The following is a 23999-nucleotide window of genomic DNA, read 5'->3' as shown; positions in this document are numbered from 1 at the left end:
TTTATTGTACTTAAGAATACGCGAATTTACCCATGTTTTTTTGGTCCAAGATGCTATGGGATCTCACTTTACATACCAATTAAACATCGTCTCGCAATGAAATAACAATTAGACGCAAAACTATCCTTAAAGATAGCTTAACAGACAAAATACTTACTGATACTAAGTATTCGTTATACAATTTAATTCCGCTTATCCGATTAACTTAAAAGCTACGCATGGAACTAGAAATGTCAAACTTCGATTTTCAGAAAGTAGGTAAAGAAGTTCTCCATATCGAACACGAAGGTATAAAAAACCTTGAGCAATACATCAATACAGACTTTGACCGCGCTTGCCAGCTTATTTTTGGCTGTGAAGGGAAAGTCGTCGTTATGGGGATGGGAAAATCGGGGCATATTGGCCGTAAAATTGCCGCTACACTCGCAAGTACAGGGACACCTTCGTTTTTTGTTCACCCCGGAGAGGCCAGCCATGGTGACCTCGGGATGATTACCCATAAAGATGTCGTGTTAGCTATTTCCAACTCCGGTGAATCAGGGGAGATTTTAGCTTTACTTCCTGTTTTAAAAAGAATTAAGGTTCCCTTAATCTGTATGACCAACAACCCTGATAGTAATATGGGGAAATATGCTGATGTCCATTTGTGTATAAAAGTGCCACAAGAAGCGTGCCCTCTAGGACTTGCACCAACCACGAGTACGACTGCAACACTGGTCATGGGTGATGCACTCGCGATAGCCCTGTTAACCGCTCGAGGTTTTACAGCTAATGACTTTGCACTTTCTCACCCAGGCGGCGCACTAGGGCGCAAACTTTTACTCTTAGTTCGTGATTTAATGAATACGGGTGATGATATCCCCCATATTCCTAAAAGCGCGTCTTTGCGTGAGGCTTTAGTCGAAATTACACGCAAAAAACTTGGAATGACCGTTATTTGTGATGACAACATGAATATTGAAGGCATTTTCACTGATGGGGATTTACGCCGTATATTTGATATGGGTATTGACTTAAATAATGCTAAAATTGCCGACTTGATGACCCCTGGAGGTATCCGCGTTTCTCCAAATCTGTTGGCTGTTGAAGCCCTTAATTTAATGCAATCTAAACATGTTACATCTTTATTAGTTGCCGATGGTAATCAATTAGTGGGTGTGCTACATATGCATGATTTGCTTCAAGCGGGTGTTGTATAACATAAGGAAATACAATGAGTTCGGGAAATATAGAAACCTGCTATGGCCCTGTTGCCAACGCCATACTCACAAAAGCAGCAAAAGTGAAATTACTGATCTGCGATGTGGATGGTGTAATGTCTGATGGTTTGATTTATATGGGAAATAATGGCGAAGAGCTTAAAGCTTTTAATGTTCGTGATGGCTATGGTATCCGCTGCCTATTAACATCAAATATTGAAGTTGCCATTATCACAGGTAGAAAAGCCAAACTCCTTGAAGATAGAGCACAAACACTAGGCATTACATATCTTTACCAAGGGCAAAGCGATAAGCTTTTGGCGTATCAGCAACTGTTAGATACACTACAACTATCAGATGAACAAATAGCTTATATTGGGGACGATCTGATCGACTGGCCAGTTATGGCAAAAGTAGGCTTATCTGTCGCCGTAGCGGATGCACATCCGTTGTTACTGCCAAAAGCTGATTACATCACCCGACTTGGTGGTGGCAAAGGTGCAGTCCGCGAACTTTGTGACCTTATTCTTCTTTCTCAAGGTAAATTGGAAGAAGTGAAAGGTTTATCAATATAACGAATAGATTAAATTCATGAGCAATGCGAAGAAGTGGTTAATCATTATTTTATCCTTGATTGCATTAGGGCTTATTGGCTGGAACTTAGCCGGTAATGATGCTATTAACCCAGAGGATAAAGTAATTAATGATGGGCAACCTAATTATCAAACTGATGATTCGGTGACTTTTGTCTATAATCCAGCGGGAAATTTAGCTTATAAGCTCGTATCAGATAAAATAGATAACTACACTGAAGGGAAAATCACTTGGTTTTCAAAACCTGTTTTAACCACTTATAACGAGGCAGGTCAGCCTACATGGACGGTCAAAGCCTTCAAAGCCAGATTAACAAACGATAGAATTCTCTATCTATATAGTGATGTTCAGGTCGATAGCTTAACTAAAGAGTCACAGATCCAACGAATTACAACTGAAAGTGCAGTTGTCAATTTGACAACACAAGACGTTTCATCTGACGATAAAGTGACCATTATTGGACACGGTCTAAATTCAACGGGCTTGAAAATGAAGGGGAACCTCCGTACAAGAACGGCTGAATTAATCGAAGATGTAAAAACTCATTATGTGTTACAACCAGAAGAGCATTAAAATGAATCAAGTAACTAAGAAGCGTTTTATTCAAGGGGCTGTTGCCAGTGCAATGTTAGCTCTTAGCCTACCTGCGGTAGCACTGAAAAGCGATACACAGCAGCCAATGACGATTAATTCGGTCAAACAATCTCTTGATTTAGAAAAAAACGTCACCACCTTTACAGATGACGTGATCATTAAACAAGGCTCAATTGATATTCGAGCCAATAAAGTGGTTGTGACTCGTCCAAGCAGTGACTCTGATAAAATAATTGTTGAAGCGTTTGGTAGCCCAGTCACGTTTTATCAATTACAAGATGATGGTAAACCAATTAAAGGGCATGCAAGTAAGGCACGCTATGAGGTTGATAAGCAGCTCGTTACACTAACGGGTAATGCATACCTCGAGCAGTTAGATAGCAATATCCAAGGTGATAAAATCACCTATTTGGTGCCGACGCAACAAATGGAAGCATTTAGTGATAAGGGCAAACGCGTAACAACTGTGTTACTCCCAGCACAATTGCAAGAAAAAGGCCCAGCGGCGAAAAATTCATCAGCAACTACGAGTAAGAGTAAATAATCGTTATGGCGACACTAACCGCGGAAAATCTGGCAAAAGCCTATAAAAAACGCAAGGTTGTTGAAGATGTAAGCCTTGAAGTTAAATCAGGCGAAATTGTTGGCTTACTAGGGCCAAATGGTGCTGGTAAAACAACAACCTTTTATATGGTGGTCGGCATTGTTCAGCGGGATGCAGGCAAAATTTTGATTGATGGCGAAGACATCAGCCTCCTACCGCTACATGAACGTGCGCGTCGCGGTATTGGCTACCTTCCTCAGGAAGCCTCTATTTTCCGTCGCCTAAGCGTTTATGATAACCTGATGGCTGTATTAGAGATCCGCGAAGATTTGAATTCACAGCAACGTAAACAGCGAGCTGAAGAACTGATGGAAGAATTCAGTATCACCCATCTTCGTGACAGCCTAGGGCAGTCTCTATCAGGAGGTGAGCGCCGTCGTGTAGAAATAGCGCGTGCACTGGCAGCGAACCCCAAATTTATTTTATTAGATGAACCCTTCGCTGGGGTTGACCCAATTTCAGTGCTCGATATCAAAAAGATTATTCAGCACTTAAGGGATTATGGCCTTGGCGTTCTAATTACAGACCATAACGTACGCGAAACATTAGATGTCTGCGAAAGAGCTTACATTGTGAGCCAAGGGCACCTAATTGCTCATGGTACGCCAACCATGATCTTAGAAAATGAACAAGTGAAACGGGTATACTTAGGTGAAGGTTTCCGGTTATAAATTACGTGTCAGCTTTCTTTTTCAAGGAGAATAAAACACTTTCATGAAGCAAAGTTTGCAGCTTAGAGTTAGTCAACAACTTGCAATGACACCCCAATTGCAGCAGGCTATTCGCCTGTTGCAACTGTCTACACTTGAGCTGCAACAAGAAATCCAACTAGCGTTAGAAACTAACCCGCTTCTTGAACAAGAAGAATTAAATTCTGAAACCGAATCTATTGAATCTCTGAGTGATAATACTGACAGCAGTGAACTTGATACCAAAGACGCACTTGAAAACCAAGACATGCCTAATGAGCTTCCTTTGGATGCTGATTGGGATGAAATCTACACAGCGGGTACGCCTTCAGGCACCACTAATGATTACAGTTATGATGAATTACCTGTTTATCAAGGTGAAACCACACAGACTTTACAAGATTACCTAATATGGCAGTCTGAGCTGACGCCCTTTACTGATACAGACCGTGCGATAGCCACCTCAATTATTGATTCAATTGATGATTCAGGTTATCTCACCACTACAATTTCTGATATACATGAAGGAATTGCTAACCCTGAAATTAGCTTAGAAGAAGTTGTCGCTGTTTTAAAACGAATTCAACATTTCGACCCATTAGGCGTCGCCGCTCAAGATTTAAAAGAATGTTTACTGATTCAGCTTTCGTTATACCCCAAAGAAACCAACGGGCTACAAGAAGCCAAACTAATTATTAGCAACCACATTGATTTGCTTGCAAATCGTGACTTTAGGCAACTCAGTAAATTAACGCGTCTAAAAGAAGATGCGTTAAAAACCGCCATCGATTTGATCTTAACGCTTAACCCTAAACCAGGCCAATCCATTAATACTGGGGAATCAGAATACGTAATTCCTGATGTTTTAGTGAAAAAAATAGCAGGACACTGGCAAGTTGAGCTAAATACAGATAGCATCCCTAAACTGAGTATTAATAATCATTATGCTTCTATGGCTAATAATTCAGCGAATGAGGATGACACACAGTATATTCGTAGCCATCTTCAAGAAGCAAAATGGTTAATAAAAAGCCTAGAAAGCCGTCATGAAACACTATTAAAAGTGGCGACTTGTATTGTGGAACAGCAACAAGAATTCTTTGAGCTGGGTGAAGAGTATATGAAACCAATGATATTGGCTGATATTGCCTATCAGGTCGATATGCACGAATCAACCATCTCTCGAGTGACAACTCAAAAGTTTCTCCATAGCCCGCGAGGCATTTTTGAGTTGAAATATTTTTTCTCCAGCCATGTCAGTACGGATACAGGTGGCGAAGCCTCCTCAACCGCAATTCGAGCGTTGGTGAAAAAATTGGTTGCTGCAGAAAACCCTGCAAAACCATTGAGTGACAGTAAATTGACGAGTATGCTGGCCGAACAAGGCATTCAAGTGGCTCGTAGAACTGTCGCTAAGTATCGTGAATCGTTATCTATTCCGCCCTCAAACCAGCGTAAACAACTGGTTTAATTGATAAAATAAGGAAGGTTGTATGGAATTTCAGATTACTGGACACAATATTGAAGTTACTCCAGCATTGCGCGAAACTGTTGAGAAAAAACTCAAAAAATTAGAGCAATTGTTTGATCGTATTAATAGTATCCAAGTTGTCTTGAAAGTTGAAAAGGTTCAGCAAATTGCTGAAGCAACCGTGCAAGTCAATGGAGCGGATCTCCATGCATCAGCGGAAGAAAACGACATGTACGCAGCTATCGACTTACTTGTCGATAAACTGTCGCGCCAATTAACTAAGCACAAAGAAAAACTGAGACAACACTAATACATTTATCCGGCTAGCAACTGAGCCGATGAATGTTTCGAACCAGATGGTGGCATACACCATCTGGTTTTGTAGTCCTAAGTGAACAATAAAATGAATAGTGATATAGAAATCCAGTTAAGCGTTGTTTTATCATCAGCCTGTACACGTAATAATGTTGTGTGCACGAGTAAAAAAAGAGCCTTAGAAATTATTAGTGAGCTGGCTGCCGTTGAATTGGAATTACCTGAAAATACGGTATTTGAAGCATTATTAACCAGAGAAAAAGTAGGAACGACAGGTATTGGCGGTGGAATTGCCATTCCTCATGGAAAGCTAAGCGAAGGTGATAGCGCACGCGCTGTCGGTGTATTTTTACACTTAGAGGAACCAATTGCTTTTGATGCAATTGATAATCAACCTGTAGACCTGCTTTTCGCGTTACTGGTGCCATCTGACCAATGTAAAACGCACCTACATACATTGTCACTTATCGCTAAAAAACTAGCAGATAAAACATTGTGCAAGCGCTTACGCAGCGCACAAAGCGATGATGAGCTATACAGTATAATTATAGAGTAAATGATAAATTATGTTTCTTGTCATAGCTAAATGATATTATTATGATTTCTAATGTAGAAATGGCAAGATACCGCTTATCAAGAAACACATCATTAGGAAACAAAAGGGAGTAAGCTCATGGTGCTGATGATTGTCAGCGGCCGTTCCGGTTCGGGAAAATCCGTTGCCTTACGTGCGCTGGAAGATATGGGTTTCTATTGTGTGGATAACCTACCGGTTGTATTACTACCGGAGCTAGCTAATTCATTGGCTGATCGTAATATTTCAGCAGCAGTGAGCATTGACGTGCGTAATATGCCCGACAATCCAGAAATCTTCGAAGAGGCTATTGATAAACTACCATCAAGCTTCTCTCCTCAGCTATTGTTTCTGGATGCCGATCGCAACACTCTTATTCGCCGTTACAGTGATACTCGCAGGTTGCATCCTCTTTCGAGTAAAAACCTTTCTCTTGAAAGCGCGATAGATGAAGAAAATGAATTGCTAGAGCCACTGCGCTCTCGTGCAGACTTAGTTATTGATACCTCTGAGATGTCAGTTCATGAGTTAGCTGAGATGCTAAGAACACGTTTAATGGGCAAACGTGAGCGTGAGCTAACCATGGTGTTTGAGTCTTTTGGCTTCAAGCACGGTATTCCTATCGATGCTGACTATGTGTTTGACGTGCGCTTTTTACCAAACCCACACTGGGACCCCAAATTGCGCCCAATGACAGGTCTTGACCGCCCTGTTGCCGCATTTTTAGATAGGCATACTGAAGTGCATAACTTTATTTATCAGACTCGTAGCTACTTGGAGTTATGGTTACCTATGCTCGAAACCAATAACCGCAGTTATTTGACCGTGGCGATTGGCTGTACGGGCGGTAAGCACCGTTCTGTTTATGTTGCAGAGCAACTTGCCGATTATTTCCGTTCCCGTGGCAAAAATGTACAATCTCGCCACAGAACACTGGAAAAACGTAAATAAATGGCAGTAAAAGCCACTATTACACTAAAAAATCGGCTCGGTATGCATGCAAGGCCGGCTATGTTACTCTATGATTTAGTTAAACAATTTAACTCAAAGGTTATTTTGCGTAATAATAGCCAAATTGAGGCTGAGGCCGATAGCGTTATTGCGATGTTGATGTTAGACTCGGAACAAGGTAGTAAGATTGATATTGAGGTTAGCGGCCCCGATGAAAATCAGGCTTTATCCGCAATTATTAACCTGTTCGAAAGCGGGTTTGATGAAATTTGAGAAACAATAGTCAAGCTAAGCTGTAACAATAAAATTTCAATCTGCGTATTTTTACAAAGGCAGGCTTAGAGATCGTGATCGCGATCTCTTCCCTTTAAAGCGTATAGCGCCTAATATTTTAAACAAATTTATTTACAGCGACACCCCCTACCTTTTGGGTGGGGGGTGTTTGCTTTGTACGTCTCTATTGGAGTGTGGTATGACAAAGCCAACAATTATTATCAATGATTTAGATGCTGAACGCTTGGATGCACTGATGGAACAGCCGGCTTATGCGGGCACACCTGTTGCAGAAGCACTCAATGATGAACTTGACCGTGCGGATATTCTTAGCCCACAAGAAATCCCAGCAGATGTCGTCACAATGAACAGTACCGTTCGCTTTTTAGATTTAATCAGTAATGAAGAGCATACGCGTACACTCGTTTACCCGGCTTCCTTAAAAGATAGCGCTGAACAATTATCAGTAATGGCGCCTATCGGTGCTGCACTGTTAGGTTTACATGTTAATGATGAAATCAGCTGGGAATTACCTAACGGCGTGCAAACTCGAGTTCGAGTACTAGAAATCGTTTATCAGCCAGAAGCAGCCGGTGAATTTCATCGTTAATGTTTATGGCAATAGAATTAAGGGGAGTTTAGCGGAACACACTGTTGGCTAAAGCCTCTGACCTATTCAAGCACTCATCTGAGTGCTTTTTTTGTACTGACTACTTTGCAGAGCAAGTTACACTTGTAACCCCCCTTTCCTACTTTAACCACTAAACCTATATAGCTAAACAGTGATAAAAATAGGCGCTGAGAATAGCGACTGCAATATGACACGCTGATGCTATTCAAATAATAAATTTAAAATCAACTAATTAACAGAATTCTTTATACTAAAATAAAACGCCTAATAAAATATATTAGGCGTTTTATTGTCAAACCGTTAGTAATAAGAGGCGTGTTACTCCCCAGCAATGCTCATTTCGGGGATCAAGACTGAACCACACTGAATATTGCTACGAGTTTCGATATCATCCGCAATAGTCACCATATTTGCCCACATATCTTTTAGATTACCGGCGATAGTGATCTCGCTTACAGGATATTGGATTTCCCCATTTTCTACCCAAAAACCTGAAGCACCACGCGAATAATCACCGGTAATGCCGCTCACACCTTGCCCCATTAACTCGGTCACGATTAAGCCTGTCCCCATTTGCTTGAGTAGCCCATCAAAAGAAAGACCTTGCCCTGCTATGCGCCAGTTATGAATTCCCCCCGCATGCCCGGTACTTTGTAAGCCCAGTTTTCTTGCTGAATAGCTAGTCAGCAACCAAGTTTGCAGAACGCCATCTTCCACAATATTGCGCTCAACGGTGCGTACCCCTTCACTATCAAATGGCGAAGAGGCTAACCCACCAATTAAATGCGGCTGCTCATTAATGGTTAACCAACTAGGCAGAATCTGCTTTCCTAGGCTGTCTAACAAAAATGACGACTTACGATAAATGCTACTGCCACTAATCGCCCCAACGAGGTGACCAAATAACCCTGTGGCGACTTCTGCAGCAAAAATCACGGGAGCCTTCATTGTTGGTAATTTTCTTGGTGATAAACGTGACAATGTGCGACGGGCGCATTCTTGACCTACCCATTCAGGGGATTGCAGTGCATCTATGCTACGGCCAATCGTATAAGCGTAATCCCGTTCCATCTGACCATTTTGTTCCGCAATTACACAGCTAGACATCGAATAACGGCTCGAACAATAGCTTTGCAGCATACCATGGGAATTACCAAATACACGGACACCGTAGTGACCATTAAAACTTCCACCTTCGGTATTTACAATGCGCGAGTCTGCATTTAGCGCTGACATTTCTGCCACAGAGGCTAAGCGAATAGCTTCTTCAGGTGAAAATTCAGTAGCTTGAAATAGCTTGAGATCAGGTGCATCAAAGGCCAATAATGACTTTTCAGCAGGCCCCGCACATAAATCTTCCGAGGTAAAACTTGCGATATCAATTGCTGCCTGTACGGTACGCTCAATCGCTTCAGGGCTTAAATCGGTTGAAGACGCGCTCCCTTTGCGTTGTTGATGATAAACGGTGATCCCTAATGCGCCATCACTGTTAAATTCAACATTTTCAACTTCACCTTGACGAGTGCTTACACTGATCCCTGTACTTTTATTCACTGCCACTTCAGCAGCATCGCAACGTGTTTGTGCAAATTCTAATGCGCGTGCGACCGCTTCTTCGAGTTTTTTACGTTGTTCAGTGACTTGTTCAGTTATACTCATGCAATTAATCCAATAATGTGGGGAAAAGTGATTTTCTACCCTAACAAGCAAATGCTAGGTAGTCATAAAGGGGTTTTCCCAGTTACAATAGATAATAGTCAAATGTTAACACTCACAACGCAGTAAATCATGCTAATTACTCGTAATTACATTACTGTGTTTGGTAAAAAGGAAAATTGATATGGCCAAACAGCCTGATGACTGGCTGGATGATATCCCAGCGCCGCAAGACGAAGAAGAAGAGGAGATCATTTGGGTCAGTAAAAGCGAAATCAAACGCGATGCTGAGATCCTCAAAAAACTGGGTGCTGAGCTAGTCGATTTAAGTAAAAGCGAATTAGAGCGCATCCCATTAGATACTCAACTCCTTGAAGCAATTGAGCTTGCTCAAAAAATTAAGCGTGAGGGACGCCGCCGTCAATTACAACTTATTGGCAAATTACTGCGTTCACGAGAAGTTGAGCCGATTACCGAGGCGCTAGATAAACTTAAAAATCGTCATAACCAGCAGATCGTGATCTTACATAAAATAGAAGATCTACGCACCCGCTTGTTAGAAGGCGGTGATGAAGTGATTGAAGATGTTGTTGCGCTTTTCCCGAGTACTGATAGGCAACAACTGCGTGCATTAGTCCGTAATGCTAAAAAAGAACGCGAAACCAATAAACCACCAAAAGCGTTTCGCCAAATATTTCAATATTTGAAAGAGCAATCTGAAATTTCTTAACCCCTTTTCCCCTAGGCTACCTTATAGCTAGGGGAAATTAAGCAATAGTCTGAAAGTCCCTTCCTTGCTATTGATAGCGTGCCGAATGCCACGTATTATCCCCCTGTTAGTCATACTCTGACCCGTATTATCGCGGCTGCTGAACCACGATAAATAATGAGGAAGATATGGATAATACCCGAGATAGAGCATGGCGCAGAGCCAAAGCTCGCATCAATAAATCACGTGATCAACTTAACGCACGCTTAGTTGACTGTTATACCCCAGAAAAAAACTGGAAACAAATGTACGGTCGAAGTGAAAAAATGGTCCGTGCAGCTCAACTAGGCATGGCTTACCCGCAAGTTAGTCGTAGCCAACTTGTACGTAACAGCCTTGAAGAGATACAAAATAACCAGTGAATATTCTATTCATTTGCAGTAAAAATCAATGGCGTAGTCCAACCGCTGAACAGATCTGGCGCAACCATGAGAGTTGGGTCACCCGTTCAGCGGGAACAAGCCGTAATGCAAGGTGCCCTGTAAATGCGGATTTGATCCGCTGGGCAGATGTGATTTTTGTCATGGAACAAAAACATAAAAACCGCTTACAAGCTGATTTTTCACGCTTACTTGAATACAAGCCACTTCATATTCTTGATATCCCTGACAATTATCAATATATGGACCCTGAATTGGTTCAAATATTACAAGACACTGTTCCGAGCTATCTTTCTTAGTAGCGTAAACTTAGCCAATTATTTTTTTGCAAGTTTTGCACTATTTCAACAATATATTATGAATATAATCAATGAAATGGTTGATATTATGAAAAAATGGTTGTCCTCAATTTTTGGCCAAAAACAATCTGGTTACCCATGTGTATGGGATACAAATAAGCCGTCGATTTACCAACAATTACTCCCGTGGCAAGAGCAACTTTCTCCCTTACCTGAATCCCTCTCTGAACTTCCTAATACACCAAGTGTGGATGATAACCAAGTTCGCTGGGCAAATGGGGCAGAAGATGGGGTATTAGGGCATCATGGCGGCTTCGGTAACAGTGAAACCGATATACATGAACTCTATTCGCTATTAAAGGCAGCTGTTGAAAAAGGGGATAAACCTTCTGTTAATCAATTTTATCAATATGTGGCTCAAAACACGCCAATTTCTTATATTGATGATTTAATTGAGCTTATCGTCAAGAAACAAGACTTGCCTGCCGCTAAATTAGCCGAATTTACCGACTGGCTGTTACACAATAGCCCCGATAAAAATACAGTGAAGCTGGCGATTGCCTTTTGTGTATTTTTTCCTAGCCACGAGCGGCTAAACACGCTGTATACCCTTGCAGCACACGATGAATTTACCCTTTATGCTATCTTTCCCATTCACACCATCATTGAGTCACCTGAAGAATATGAAGTAATGTGGATAAAAATGGCTAAGCGAGTTGAAGGTTGGGGACGAGTGCAGCTTATTGAACGCCTGCCCGAACAGTTAAGTGAAGAAACGCGGCAGTGGATACTCACTGACGGTTATATGAATCAGGTAATGATTGAATACACAGCTTGGCAATGTGCGACTTACTGTCACCTTGCAGATGAACTTGAGACATTGAGCAATATAACATTGCTAACCGCGGCGACTCATATCATCCAAGCTCTACTCGATGGTGGTCCAGCCCGTGATATCCATGATTATGAAGATGCACCACGCTGCTGCTTAAATTATTTACAGCAAGTCAAAAAGCATGATTATTCATTAGAATACTATTTTACTATTCAAGGAATTCTTGAGTTCTTCCAAAAACATAATAACCAATATGACAACAGTTCTGACATTATTTCATTAGCACAATTAATTTTAGATAATCCATATTGGGATACCTTAATCAATCATGGCCTAAACAGTCATGACAGTTCACTATTTCGCCAAGCCACTTATGTTGCAAAGTCACGCAAACAAGACGTTTTTCCATACCTCTATGAAAAACAATATACTCAACCAGAAAGCAATCTATGGTATGAGTTAATGCAAACTGATGATATTGAAAAAGTTAAGCAAGTAGCTGCACTCGCTGAAGAGCAGTTTGTTTTAGATGAAATTGCTACAGGCCCTCGTGATGACTTAGGAATTGGGTCCAACTACCTGCCACACGGTCAACTGGATTTTATTCTACAAGAACTGCATCGCTTTCCAGGTATTGGCTTCCCACTCATTCAGTGCGCTTTGCAAAGCCCCGTTGTACGTAACCGTAATATGGCGTTAAAGGCTTTATTCAGTTGGAAAAGAGAAACATGGCCGGAAGGTTTAGAGGCATTTTTAGCTAATTGCTACGAGGTTGAACCAAATCAGGAAACTAAACAACGATTTGATTCATTGCTAAAAGGCTTGCCATTTGATGACACCTAATTAGGTTAGCAAAGCAAGCACAACACCGTCTGCTTTGCTTTCCCTTTAGCTGAAATGGCGTTTGATTGTCTCTAATAGCGTTGGAAACTTTGTATAACCTTCCCTATCAAGGAAATGGCCTGCATTTTGCTCAAAAATCACCTGCGTTTTTAACAGTTCCGCCAGCGCTTTTGATGACTGAGGTGACACTATTTCATCATTGGTTGATATGATTGAAACACGTTTATCAGCCACACCAATCAATGAAGCGTAATTGAGCGGGCTGGTAGTATGACTGCGCAGTTCAGGAAGCGTCTGCTGCTCTTCATCAAAACCCGACACTAAAATATAGCCGGCAACAGCTTGGTTTTGGCTATCAATAAATTGTAATGCCGTCACACAACCAAGGCTATGACCAATAAAGATAGTATTCTCATCAATATCAAAAGGTAAGCTTTGCAATTTTTGCTGCCATTTTAGCGGATCAGGTGATAATGGCTCAGGCATAGCAGGAACATGAACAAAAGCGCCCAAATTTTCAAGTTCAGATTTTAGCCACGGAAACCAATTCTTTTTAGGTGAAGCAGTATAACCATGCACAATAACAAATTTTTTGTTTTGCAGTGGTAATGGTGTTGATGTGAAATCACTCATTCTAAAATCCCTATCAACTCAGTTATCTTACTTAAACTTTACCATGAGTAATGGGTAGATCAGTTAGAGCTTTTTGTTATATCTAAAGCAAAAATAAACTCTTCTTCCCACATATCTTGCGCATCATTCATAACGTCAATAATGTCTGAAAATTGAATACGCTGTTCAGATGTCATATGTGAAAATGTAATCGTTACAGGTAATTCAATACCTGCGGAAACCATGTCCCATAAGGCATCAAGGTTATATCCAAACCAATCTGGTAACGAAAATTGCTGGGCAAACTGATGATAAAAATCGTCAAATGTATTAATGTGCCTAAAGTCAAAACTGACATTTTTACTCATCATTCGCCCCTTGTCTTATTTTACTTGTTTAAAGCTTTTATAATGATCTTGGGTGATAAAAATCATCCCATCTGAAGAGTATAACAAACGGTCAGCCCCTCTATGCCCACAACGGTAATTAATATCGGCTTCAAACCACTGGCGTTCTTGTGCAATAGGTAACCTTTTCTCACGATTAGAAAAACGATCTCCCCCGATTGCCCTGCCGGGTAGAACCTCGCAGAGATTACCTTTTTTCGCATTCCACCCTGCTTCACGAGCCTGTTTCTTCGTCATATAAAAGGCTGGAAGCTTTTGGTATTTTTCCATAAAACTGACTACATTATCTTGCGCAGTGAGTTTATCGATGGTTTGCGGAGCTTCCTTTGGCGTTATCGCTTCACGAGAAGGCGGGTTATTTTGAGTCGCCGGTGGTTCCGGTGCCGTTTTGTCCCCGCCATTAAAATAGAGGCTAATCACAATCAAAATAGCCATTAACACTACGGATAAAAGACGTTTATTCATAACACCTCTGTTATTTTGTGCTTTGCAAAGACACAATCGCCCCAGTCACAATAGCGTCACTAGGGCGAACAAAGCCTATTTTATATTATAGTCCTGAAAAATTACGCGGTACCACCAACGGTAAGTTTATCCAGTTTTAATGTGGGTTGACCGACACCAACAGGGACACTTTGCCCTTCTTTACCGCAAACCCCGACACCTTTATCAAGGGCTAAGTCATTACCGACCATTGAGATTTGTTGCATAGCCTCAACACCAGAGCCAATTAATGTCGCCCCTTTCACTGGAGAAGTAATTTTCCCATTTTCAATCAGATAAGCTTCTGATGTAGAAAATACAAATTTACCCGAGGTAATATCCACCTGACCACCACCAAAGTTCGGTGCATAGATACCTTTGTCAACACTCGCAATAATTTCTTCAGGTGTTGAAGACCCCGCTAACATATAGGTGTTAGTCATTCGAGGCATTGGTAAGTGCGCATAAGACTCACGACGTGCATTGCCCGTTGGAGAGACTCCCATCAGGCGTGCATTCAGTTTATCTTGAATATAATTACGCAAAATACCATTTTCTATTAGAACATTATACTGACCCGGTACACCTTCGTCATCGATTGCAAGAGAGCCACGACGACCAACAAGAGTGCCATCATCTACAACAGTACACAGTGACGACGCCACCTGCTCACCAATTTGGCCAGAAAAAACAGAGGTACCACGGCGATTAAAGTCACCTTCTAAGCCATGCCCTACCGCTTCGTGCAGTAAGACACCCGGCCAGCCAGCGCCAAGAACAACAGGCATCATACCCGCTGGTGCGGCAACCGCAGATAAATTCACCAAGGCCATACGCACAGCTTCGCGTGCATATTGCTCAGCAACAACTTGCCCTTGATGGATCTCCAAGAAGTACTCATAGCCATAACGGCCACCACCACCACTTGCGCCACGCTCACGTTTACCATCATGCTCAACAAGTACACTGACCGATAAACGAACTAGCGGGCGAATATCTGCTGCCAGTGTACCGTCTGTTGCAGCCACCAGCACTTGCTCATAAACCCCCGTTAAACTTGCATTGACTTCAATTACACGAGGATCTTCTGCACGAGCGACCTGATCTACACGGTGCAACAAATCAATTTTTTGCTCTCGAGATAGGCTCTGTAGCGGGTCGGTCACTGAATACAGTTTTTTATACTCAACACCCGTTAAAATTTGTGATTTGCCAGAGCCCTGTTCATTGACAATGCTGCGTGCCGCTTTCGCACTTTGTGCCAGCGCTTGCAGTGAAATTTGGTCAGCGTAAGCAAAACCTGTTTTTTCACCACTCACTGCTCTGACTCCAACACCTTGGTCAATATTGTAAGAGCCATCTTTAATGATCCTATCTTCAAGAACCCACGACTCATGGAAACTTGACTGGAAGAAGAGATCTGCGTAATCCAGATGGCGTTCAGATAACATCCCTAAGATGTCATACAGATTTTCTTGTTCAAGGCGATTGGCGGCCAGCAAATGTTCGCTGACAGAAACTAAACTCATATTCGTTACTCTTTGGTTTCTTTTTTAATTAATGATGTCAGTTGCGGCCTAAAGCGGTTATGTTTTACCACTCTGATTTGCTCACGCATGACACCTAAGCTGTCCGTTTTTATATTCAAGACGGTAGATGCGACCGCATCCACATTCTTTTTGATAACTTTACCCCAACCATCGACTGCGAGGCTATGCCCCCATGTGCGACGTGTACCATGAACCCCAACTTGGGCTGGCGCTAGAATGTAGCACTGGTTTTCAATCGCACGAGCACGTAACAGAGGTTCCCAATGCGCCTGACCGGTATAACGAGTAAATGCCGCTGGAACTGAAATAATTTCAGCGCCTTGCTCACGTAACGCTTGGAACAAACCAGGGAAACGCAAATCATAACAAATCGTCATGCCAAGGCGACCCACCGGGGTATCAACAACCGTAATATGTTCGCCACGTTGATAAATTACGGATTCGTTATAATTACCTTGCTCATCTTCAATATTCACGTCAAACATATGAATTTTATCGTAGCGTGCTTTAATATTTCCTTCGGAATCAAATAATAAACTACTGCTGGTAATACGCTCAGGGTCTTCACGGCTAATCAATGGCATAGACCCAACTAAAATCCAAACATTATAACGCTTAGCCATTGCAATGACGGCATCTTGAAGCGGGCCTTTCCCCTGAACTTCAGCTTGTTTACGGTAAGCCGCTGCATCTGCAAATAATAATGCATTCTCAGGTGTCAGTACTAACTTAACAGTGTCAGGTAACTGTTTGATTTGTTGCTCTATTTGTGCCAAATTGTGTTTAGTATTATTTCCGCTACATAACTGCAAAAGTGCAACATTACCATTTTTCATTACTCTTGAGTCTCCTTCAGTTGGCGTAATACTTCATCAATTTTTGGCTCGTCCAAGCTACCTGTCACGCGATAACGAATAACAGAAACTTTACTCCATAATGGACCGAGCACTTTTGTCGCTGCGAAAACAGCAGCGCCTGCAAAAGGGTTTAACACAAATGCGGTTGCTACACCTACTGTAGCAGAAATTTCAGGAGTGATGACCGCATCTAAGTTAATTTGCCGTTTAACGAGGTTGATTTCCCCACTCAGCGCAATATCTGCAACCAACCCATCAACATAAGTATTTTTGGATGCCATCACACCATTATGAATAGTGGCATCACCTTTAATAGAGTCAAAATTAAAGTCATCACTGAACGTATCGCGAAAATCGAGTTGTAACTTACGCAATAACGCATCAAAACTCACTAGACGTAGAATTTGCCCAGCTCGACCTCCGCCCATTTGTGCTATTGCACCTTTACCTAATTTCGCTGACAACTTACCATTTAAGGTAGCAATATCCGGTGACCATGGAAGGTTCGCCCAGTCTAAATCGAATTGTATGGTATAAGGTGATTCAATAATGGGCACTAATATCCCGAAATAGGCTGCTGTTTCATCAAATGCGGCCCCCGTCAGAGAACCCGCGATTTCTGTTTTATTACCGTTCTGACTGTGCCAAATTGCATCTAATTTTAACTGTGTCGCACTATTATTTAATGTACCACCCGTTAAGCGTAGTGAGTGCCCCATAGGCTGAATATTGGCGCTGATTTCCCCCAATTTCTGCCCTGCAACCCAGCACTCTTTACAATTAAAGTGCAATTGTGGCCATTGGCTAAAATCAAACTGAGCAGGCCCCGCTAAGCTATCTTGATTACCTGCAAGTGAACTTGGGTTGTAATACAAATAATCAATAGCGACCTGCCATGGTTGATTAGCAAAAATTTGTAGTGACCCTTTTAAATTTTCGCTATCAATGTTGACTTGCTGCTCTGCACGCTGCAAATCATAGGTAAAATTGACATTTTTCCAATCTTGCCCGCCAAGGTTAATTGTTGGAATATGGATATCAAGTGATTCAGGTAAACGGATACTCATATCCCCTTGGCCGCTATTAGATGACATTAATAGCCCTGCAAGGCTCTGCCAATTCTCATCGGTCATAGGCGGTAAATCCACCGCAAAAACTGACTGTTTTGGTAGCTCTGGGAGCTTATTTTGCCATGGTGCAACATGCGCTTTTAATAACTTTAATGGCTCATCACCCAAACTCCACAGCGTGTTAAAACCAAGACGCTTGCCAATATCACCACCTACCGTCAATTGCTCTGTTGTTCCTTTAGCTTGTACATTTATTTCCCCAAGCTCAGCCAGTAATTGGTTATTCAATGCAGGTAACTGGCTTTTGAGTTGTTTTAAGCCCGCGGTGACATCAATTTGTAAACCGACCTGTTGTTTCGCCGACTCGGGTATTGTGATAGCAACATGGCTTTTCCAATCACTATTACCAGAAACCCGTTGTTTTATTTCCTCAGGTAGCATTGATAACTTATTCAGTGCCCAATTCCCCGCAATATCAACGTTTACCTGATAATCTTTAGCCCCGTCTGATGTGTTAAAATCTACGGAAATAGGTTGACCAAACCACTGCCCCTGAAGTTTCTCACCTCGTAAGTCACCATTATTAAAGACGAAACTTCCTGTGAGAGAAGAAATTGTGCTATCAATCGGCTGAATGAATAAATCATTTTTATTAAGGTTAACGCTTCCTGTTGCTACAACATCTTTCCCGGCCACCAGTGGGATAGATAGCCCCAACTGGCCATTCACCGTACCACCTATTTGTAACTCTTCTAGAGTGTCACCAATTGAGTGCTTCATCGGCGTATGGGTAAAATATTGTTGGATTTGTTTTCCAGTTCCACTGACATCAGCATTGATATACAGCATTTCTTTCGTGTAATCAGGGATATTGGCATCAAGGTTAGTTGCAGTCGCATCGGCGAGTTTGACGCTTGGCACATGCATGAATAACCCAGCACGCCTAAAGTCCAAGTCGATATCTAAATCCAATAAGGCTGGCCATTCATGATCGTACTCAAACGTTGCATCACGTAACGGGACATAAACTTGGAATTGACCATCATTATTATCATAAGGGAAATTTGCTGGGTCACCTTTATACACTAAGGTTGCATTATCCACCTTTCCTGCAATAACCGCCTTTGTTAGGTAATCAGCAACATCTTGCCCCATCAGTTTTTGTGGAAAATAACGCCATGCGTCTCCCGCATCATCCAAACGTAAGCCAGCTAAAATAGCTAAATCTGCATAATTCCCTTTCTTCGCTTTGGCATAACGAAACTCCCCGTTTGCCCAAAGTGATTTGGCTTGTACATCTAAAGATGGGCTCCAGAGCTTAAATTCACTGTCATTATCCAACCAATAAAGCTGCCCATTAGCCATTTTTATCTCAAAAGGAGCTTTAAATTCGTCACGATAATCCACCTGACTATCTTGTAAGCTAACTGAGGCTCCCCCACTTTGCATGCTACCCGCTAAGACACCCGAAAAATGATTAATCGAAGGAAGCGCTTTCCATTTTTTCCAGCTAACATCCTGCCAATCCATACTAATTTGCATGAGTTCTGGCATATTCTGTGTGAGATCAAGGGCAAACTCACTGACGACACCCGTTGGTTGGCGATGCTGCCAATCCTGTACCATCTCGGGCGTTAGAAATGAAAAAGTGGGTAATACTTCACTTAAGCGTTCTAATTCAATATTTTTTGCTCGTATACGCCAGTGGTCGTTATCCTGATATTTTTTTGAAGCGGGTAAATACAAAACAGAAACATTACCTTGCGGCCAAATATATTCATTGGTTTTCAACGTATCAAGTTCAGGGATATTAAATAGCCAGCCATTCCCCTGCCTTTTCATGCGTAGCAATAAATCATTCACTTGCAGGTTTTGCGATAAACTGCCGGTTCCCCAGTTAGCTTCCCCTTGACGCAATTGAACTAGCCCACTTTCAATTTGCTGGTTTTTCAAGCTAATCCATGAAGAGAGGCTAAAGTTAGCATCTCGTAATGACGTGTTTTCTCGTAGCCAGCGACTAAGCCAAGGTTGCATATCAATATTATCGGCTTGCAGGTAAAAAATACCGTCACTTAAGACACCGTTTTTATCCGATACGTCTAATTTAACTTGCAAATAACCATGTTGTTTATTGATTGTTTCGAGGCTGACAAAACCTTGAGCCCTATGACGTTCATTTTCATTTAGCCAAGAGAGTTCAGGTAAAATTAAGGTGGTTTTTTGCCCTGAGGGCGTGAGAAAAGTTAACTGACTTTCTTTTAAGATAAAGTGGTCGAATTGACGTAAAAACAATTCTTCAATGCTGTCTAATGACTCCCCCTCAGAGGAACCTTCGAAATTAAAAGGGACTTTATAATCGACATTGAGCTGATAGAAGGTTAAATCACGAAAGCGCCAACGCAACGATAATATTGAACTCCAAATATCTAATTCGACGTCAATCACGCTCGCGGTTATATCTGTGGTTTCATTTTGTAATTCCACATTAGATAACATGAAGGTTGGGCCAAAATACTGCCAAGCCCCTTCAATTTTGCCAATTTGCACTGTGACATCATTATTTTTTTCAATGTAAGCAATGATATCTTGGCGGTAGCTATCAATATTCGGCAAGAGGAAACGCAAGCCTGTCAGCACTAGTGCGCACAGCAATAAGATAACCGCAGTGGTTACTAGTACTACACGTGGTAGTCGTTTCACTCATTTCTCCTTCAAACAATAATGCTACATCATGACAACATCAAAACGTTCCTGACTGTATAGTGGTTCAATCTGGACTTTAACCTGCTTACCAACAAAAATTTCAACTTCGGCAAGTGCGTGAGATTCGTCCCCTTTAAGTACATCCACAACCGCTTGAGATGCATAAACAAGGAACCTATCTGCATCGATAGTGCGATGAACTCGAACTATTTCCCGTAAAATTTCATAGCACACAGTTTCTACTGACTTAACTGTACCTCGACCTTGGCAAGTTGGGCAATCATCACACAAAACATGTTCAAGGCTCTCTCTTGTCCGTTTACGCGTCATTTCGACTAAACCAAGCTGAGAAAAGCCATTAATGGTCGTTTTAACTTTATCTTTAACCAGTGCTTGTTCTAATGATGCTAACACACGGCGGCGATGTTCTGGATCAACCATATCGATAAAATCGATAATAATTATACCACCAAGGTTTCGTAAACGAAGTTGCCTTGCTATTGCTTGAGTAGCTTCAATATTAGTATTGAAAATGGTTTCTTCTAGGTTACGATGCCCAACAAACGCCCCAGTATTAATATCAATGGTCGTCATCGCTTCAGTTTGATCGATAATTAAATAACCACCTGATTTTAACTCGACCTTTCTATCCATCGCGCGTTGGATTTCATTTTCGACATCAAACAAATCAAAAATGGGTTGATTTCCCTGATAGAGTTCCAATTTTGCCGTCATTTCAGGTACGTATTCTGCAATAAACTCTTGTAATTGAGTATAAGTCAAACGGGAATCAACGCGAATACGATCAAGATGAGCACCTGCAAAATCACGAATAATACGAAAAGCGAGAGCCAGTTCACCGTAGATTTTAGTCCGAGTAACATTACGTTTTTTACGCTCAATCACTTTAGCCCAAAGCCGTTTTAGGAAGGCGGCATCTTGTTTAACTTCTTCCTCGCCCACCCCTTCCGCTGCGGTACGGATAATAAAACCGCCATTTTCATCACAATATTGAGAAACGCACTGTTTTAGCCGTTCTCTTTCTTCTTCACTTTCAATGCGTTGTGAAACACCAACATGGGATGCCCCAGGCATAAAAACCAAATAGCGCGATGGCAATGTAATATCTGTCGTCAAACGAGCCCCCTTGGTTCCTAGAGGGTCCTTAACAACTTGGACAATCAAGTCCTGCCCTTGTTTTACTAATTCAGCAATGTCTCTGACATGAAAGTTTTTTTGCTCATCGCCAGCAATACATTCAGTGTGCGGCATAATATCAGAGGCATGCAAAAAGGCAGCTTTATCTAGACCAATATCAACAAAGGCCGCCTGCATACCGGGTAACACGCGGCTCACACGGCCTTTGTAAATATTCCCTACTAGCCCTCTTTTGGCTTCCCGTTCAACATGTATTTCTTGTAAGATCCCACCATCAATATAAGCAACACGCGTTTCAGATGGTGTAATATTTACTAATAGTTCCGCAGTCATGACTTCCCCTTACCATCACCTAACGCTAAAAATCGCTGAATGAGTTCATCTGTTTCAACCAGTGGTAAACCAACAACTCCATGGTAACTACCGTTAATTTTCCGTATAAAACGCCCACCAATTCCTTGTATTGCATATGCTCCCGCCTTATCCATAGGCTCGCCTGACTGTATATAATCCCGTATTTCAAGTAAAGATAACTCGCGAAAGGTCACATCTGTCACAATCAGTGACTGTATAGTCTGTTGGCGGTTAGATAATGCGATACCCGTCATTACTTGGTGTGTTTTCCCCGATAGCGCGCTTAGCATGGCTTCCGCATGTTTGTTATCTTGAGGTTTTTCCAATATTTCCCCATCAAGCACCACAATCGTATCTGCACCTAATACCGGACAATCTTCAGGGGCAATTGCAACACCAGCCAATGATTTATCGCGCGCAAGGCGTTGGACATAATCTTGAGGGGACTCACCCTGCTGCCACTGTTCTTCTACCTCTGGGCGTAAAACCTCAAAGGTATAGTTAAGTTGCTGAACTAGTTCACGCCTACGGGGTGAGCCAGACGCAAGATAAATTAAATTCATAAACTGTATTCCCTGTCAGAACGGATACCTAAAGCCTTAACACACTGAAAATTGTCGGCGAATTTTTCGTAGAAGCAAAAATAGCCATGGCCACAGAATACCATTCACTAGGCTATTCCAGAATACTTGTGGGTGAAATAATACTTGTGAAGACAGAAACTCAGCCCAAAAAACAGCTAAATCCTGAATGACTGTCAGTAACATAATCACTAAAGCTTGCTGCCACAGAGCCATATTACGCAATAACTGGTGCTTATAAGCAACAAGATAGCAAATTATACTAAAAGAAAGGGCATGAACCCCCAGAGCAGAACCTTGAATGGAATCAACGATAATTCCCAAAATAAAACTTGTGCCTACGCTAACACGATGCGGCAATGCCATGACCCAATAAGTGAGGATCAATAATAACCATGTAGGGCGGTAAAAACTTAGTTGTTCAGGCCAAGGCATGACTTGCAAAATTAAGGCAATAAAAAAAGATAACCAAATGATGGCTCGCCCGTTACCACGATACTCATCCATTCTATTTTCCCCTCCTCACCATACTCAATTCCCCTCTCTATGGTTCTGATACTGGAGACATTGACGGCGGCAGTGGAGGCCCCTGAATTTCACTTGGATTAGGTAATACTTGAGGCAGTACTTTCATTAAGCGTTCATTAGCCGCACGATATACCTCTGACGGCTTTAACGGAGTTTTAGGGTCGTTATCATTTCCCCATAAAAGGAGCAGATAACGTAAACGTTGTAGTTCTGCACTCGGCTTGGCACTAATAATCGTATAAGCGCGTTGTGTATCGTGTTTAACCGCAGAAACAACGGCAACTGGGTAACCTTCAGGGAAACGCCCCCCTAACCCAGAAGTCACTAATACATCCCCTATGCGAATATCGGTATTTTCAGGTAATGGCTCTAATTGTATGTCATCCGTACAACCAGACCCAGCAGCAATAACACGCACATCATTTCGTAGTACTTGTACGGGCAATGCATGAGTTGTATCACAAATGAGTAAAACACGACTATTGAAGTTACTGACGCCGACAACTTGGCCTACAACACCTTTATCACTAATAACAGGCTGCCCTTCGTAAACCCCTTCGTTACTGCCTTTATCTATCACAACTTGGTCGCGATATGGTGTATTCGCCCCTGAGATAACTTGCGTTACCATCATGTGTTCATCTTGACGAAGTGGCGAACCTAGCAACTCTCTTAAACGTGCATTTTCTTGTTTAAGTTGCTCTAGTAAAAGATTATCCGCTTTTTTCAGCAACAATTCTTGACGTAATGCCCTGTTTTCAAACTGTAATTGTTCGCGAGAGGTGAAACTTTCAGAGATGTTATCCAAAAATTGACGTGGCCCATTTGCTAAAAAATAGAATGGGCTAACCGCCGTGTCTAAGTAAGTACGGATTTTATTGAAAGGCTCAAATCGATGGTCAATCACCACCAGCACAAGTGCAATGATTACCGCAAAAATAATGCGTAACTGTAGGGATGGACCTCGCCTAAAAATTGGCTTCATGTGTGGCTAAGTTTCGCTAATGTCAGAGGATCAA

Annotated in this window: 26 protein-coding genes; 15 read left to right on the top strand and 11 right to left on the bottom strand. The window is 41.9% G+C overall.

Features of this window, described 5'->3' with window-relative positions:
- Positions 1-230: 230 nt before the first annotated feature.
- The 11 genes from kdsD to rnk all read left to right on the top strand — a co-directional run bounded on the left by kdsD (position 231) and on the right by rnk (position 7874).
- Positions 231-1199 carry an arabinose-5-phosphate isomerase KdsD gene (gene kdsD / locus ACPEH5_RS10220; protein ID WP_042846220.1) on the top strand — a complete coding sequence of 323 codons (969 nt, stop codon included), beginning with the start codon at positions 231-233 and terminating at the stop codon, positions 1197-1199.
- A 14-nt stretch (positions 1200-1213) separates the two neighbouring features.
- On the top strand, positions 1214-1774 hold the full coding sequence (gene kdsC, locus ACPEH5_RS10215; RefSeq protein ID WP_281110764.1) for a 3-deoxy-manno-octulosonate-8-phosphatase KdsC: 561 nt from the start codon (positions 1214-1216) through the stop codon (positions 1772-1774).
- Positions 1775-1790: 16 nt separating this feature from the next.
- A complete protein-coding gene (gene lptC, locus ACPEH5_RS10210) occupies positions 1791-2366 on the top strand; it encodes an LPS export ABC transporter periplasmic protein LptC (RefSeq protein ID WP_042846223.1) in 576 nt (191 codons plus the stop codon).
- Between the two features lies 1 nt (position 2367).
- Positions 2368-2931, top strand: coding sequence for a lipopolysaccharide ABC transporter substrate-binding protein LptA (gene lptA, locus ACPEH5_RS10205; RefSeq protein WP_042846225.1), 564 nt, complete (start codon positions 2368-2370; stop codon positions 2929-2931).
- 5 nt (positions 2932-2936) lie between these two features.
- Positions 2937-3662, top strand: coding sequence for an LPS export ABC transporter ATP-binding protein (gene lptB, locus ACPEH5_RS10200; protein ID WP_042846227.1), 726 nt, complete (start codon positions 2937-2939; stop codon positions 3660-3662).
- 43 nt (positions 3663-3705) lie between these two features.
- Complete coding sequence (gene rpoN / locus ACPEH5_RS10195) at positions 3706-5151, top strand: RNA polymerase factor sigma-54 (RefSeq protein ID WP_129466429.1); 1446 nt, start codon at positions 3706-3708, stop codon at positions 5149-5151.
- 22 nt (positions 5152-5173) lie between these two features.
- Positions 5174-5461, top strand: coding sequence for a ribosome hibernation promoting factor (gene hpf / locus ACPEH5_RS10190; RefSeq protein WP_042846231.1), 288 nt, complete (start codon positions 5174-5176; stop codon positions 5459-5461).
- A gap of 93 nt (positions 5462-5554) precedes the next feature.
- Positions 5555-6022: a PTS IIA-like nitrogen regulatory protein PtsN gene (gene ptsN / locus ACPEH5_RS10185; protein WP_042846232.1), complete on the top strand. Its 468-nt coding sequence runs from the start codon at positions 5555-5557 to the stop codon at positions 6020-6022.
- A gap of 117 nt (positions 6023-6139) precedes the next feature.
- Positions 6140-6991: an RNase adapter RapZ gene (rapZ, locus tag ACPEH5_RS10180; protein ID WP_042846233.1), complete on the top strand. Its 852-nt coding sequence runs from the start codon at positions 6140-6142 to the stop codon at positions 6989-6991.
- The gene (gene npr / locus ACPEH5_RS10175) at positions 6992-7264 is read left to right on the top strand and encodes a PTS phosphocarrier protein NPr (RefSeq protein ID WP_042846234.1); all 273 of its coding nucleotides are present in this window, start codon (positions 6992-6994) and stop codon (positions 7262-7264) included.
- Positions 7265-7463: 199 nt separating this feature from the next.
- The gene (gene rnk, locus ACPEH5_RS10170) at positions 7464-7874 is read left to right on the top strand and encodes a nucleoside diphosphate kinase regulator (protein WP_042846235.1); all 411 of its coding nucleotides are present in this window, start codon (positions 7464-7466) and stop codon (positions 7872-7874) included.
- Positions 7875-8213: 339 nt separating this feature from the next.
- Here rnk and pmbA read toward each other — a convergent pair whose 3' ends face one another.
- The gene (gene pmbA, locus ACPEH5_RS10165) at positions 8214-9554 is read right to left on the bottom strand and encodes a metalloprotease PmbA (RefSeq protein WP_042846236.1); all 1341 of its coding nucleotides are present in this window, start codon (positions 9552-9554) and stop codon (positions 8214-8216) included.
- Positions 9555-9735: 181 nt separating this feature from the next.
- On the opposite strand from pmbA, the gene yjgA reads away from it, so the two are divergent.
- From yjgA to ACPEH5_RS10145, 4 genes are all read left to right on the top strand, one after another.
- Positions 9736-10281 (top strand): ribosome biogenesis factor YjgA, encoded by a 546-nt coding sequence (gene yjgA, locus ACPEH5_RS10160; protein ID WP_042846237.1) that lies wholly within the window; start codon positions 9736-9738, stop codon positions 10279-10281.
- 167 nt (positions 10282-10448) lie between these two features.
- A complete protein-coding gene (locus tag ACPEH5_RS10155; protein WP_042846238.1) occupies positions 10449-10682 on the top strand; it encodes a hypothetical protein in 234 nt (77 codons plus the stop codon).
- Positions 10679-10999, top strand: a complete 321-nt coding sequence (locus ACPEH5_RS10150) for a low molecular weight protein tyrosine phosphatase family protein (protein ID WP_042846239.1) — start codon at positions 10679-10681, stop codon at positions 10997-10999. The genes ACPEH5_RS10155 and ACPEH5_RS10150 overlap by 4 nt, the downstream gene beginning before the upstream one ends.
- A gap of 88 nt (positions 11000-11087) precedes the next feature.
- On the top strand, positions 11088-12677 hold the full coding sequence (locus tag ACPEH5_RS10145) for a hypothetical protein (protein WP_226619140.1): 1590 nt from the start codon (positions 11088-11090) through the stop codon (positions 12675-12677).
- Positions 12678-12722: 45 nt separating this feature from the next.
- On the opposite strand, the gene ACPEH5_RS10140 is transcribed toward ACPEH5_RS10145, so the two are convergent.
- From ACPEH5_RS10140 to mreC, 10 genes are all read right to left on the bottom strand, one after another.
- A complete protein-coding gene (locus tag ACPEH5_RS10140; protein ID WP_173424814.1) occupies positions 12723-13310 on the bottom strand; it encodes an RBBP9/YdeN family alpha/beta hydrolase in 588 nt (195 codons plus the stop codon).
- Positions 13311-13369: 59 nt separating this feature from the next.
- Positions 13370-13657 carry a barstar family protein gene (locus tag ACPEH5_RS10135; protein WP_042846241.1) on the bottom strand — a complete coding sequence of 96 codons (288 nt, stop codon included), beginning with the start codon at positions 13655-13657 and terminating at the stop codon, positions 13370-13372.
- Between the two features lie 15 nt (positions 13658-13672).
- The gene (locus ACPEH5_RS10130) at positions 13673-14161 is read right to left on the bottom strand and encodes a ribonuclease domain-containing protein (protein WP_042846243.1); all 489 of its coding nucleotides are present in this window, start codon (positions 14159-14161) and stop codon (positions 13673-13675) included.
- Positions 14162-14262: 101 nt separating this feature from the next.
- Entirely contained in the window at positions 14263-15708 is a 1446-nt protein-coding gene (gene tldD / locus ACPEH5_RS10125; RefSeq protein WP_071548617.1) for a metalloprotease TldD, read from the bottom strand.
- Between the two features lie 5 nt (positions 15709-15713).
- Positions 15714-16565: a deaminated glutathione amidase gene (gene nit1, locus ACPEH5_RS10120; protein WP_048606184.1), complete on the bottom strand. Its 852-nt coding sequence runs from the start codon at positions 16563-16565 to the stop codon at positions 15714-15716.
- Positions 16565-20356, bottom strand: a complete 3792-nt coding sequence (gene yhdP / locus ACPEH5_RS10115; protein WP_281110763.1) for an AsmA2 domain-containing protein YhdP — start codon at positions 20354-20356, stop codon at positions 16565-16567. Before yhdP ends, nit1 begins: the two co-directional genes overlap by 1 nt.
- Positions 20357-20380: 24 nt before the next feature.
- Entirely contained in the window at positions 20381-21850 is a 1470-nt protein-coding gene (gene rng, locus ACPEH5_RS10110; RefSeq protein ID WP_042846247.1) for a ribonuclease G, read from the bottom strand.
- Positions 21847-22434 (bottom strand): Maf family protein, encoded by a 588-nt coding sequence (locus ACPEH5_RS10105; RefSeq protein WP_129466433.1) that lies wholly within the window; start codon positions 22432-22434, stop codon positions 21847-21849. The genes rng and ACPEH5_RS10105 overlap by 4 nt, the downstream gene beginning before the upstream one ends.
- A 36-nt stretch (positions 22435-22470) precedes the next feature.
- Positions 22471-22959, bottom strand: a complete 489-nt coding sequence (gene mreD, locus ACPEH5_RS10100; RefSeq protein WP_042846252.1) for a rod shape-determining protein MreD — start codon at positions 22957-22959, stop codon at positions 22471-22473.
- A gap of 37 nt (positions 22960-22996) precedes the next feature.
- Positions 22997-23965, bottom strand: a complete 969-nt coding sequence (mreC, locus tag ACPEH5_RS10095) for a rod shape-determining protein MreC (protein WP_042846254.1) — start codon at positions 23963-23965, stop codon at positions 22997-22999.
- Between the last annotated feature and the right edge of the window lie 34 nt (positions 23966-23999).

This window comes from Providencia sp. NPDC089933, from assembly GCF_049545585.1.
GTDB lineage: Bacteria > Pseudomonadota > Gammaproteobacteria > Enterobacterales > Enterobacteriaceae > Providencia > Providencia huashanensis.
Note: the sequence above shows the minus strand (reverse complement) of the source record. Positions and strands in the feature narration are given on the sequence as shown.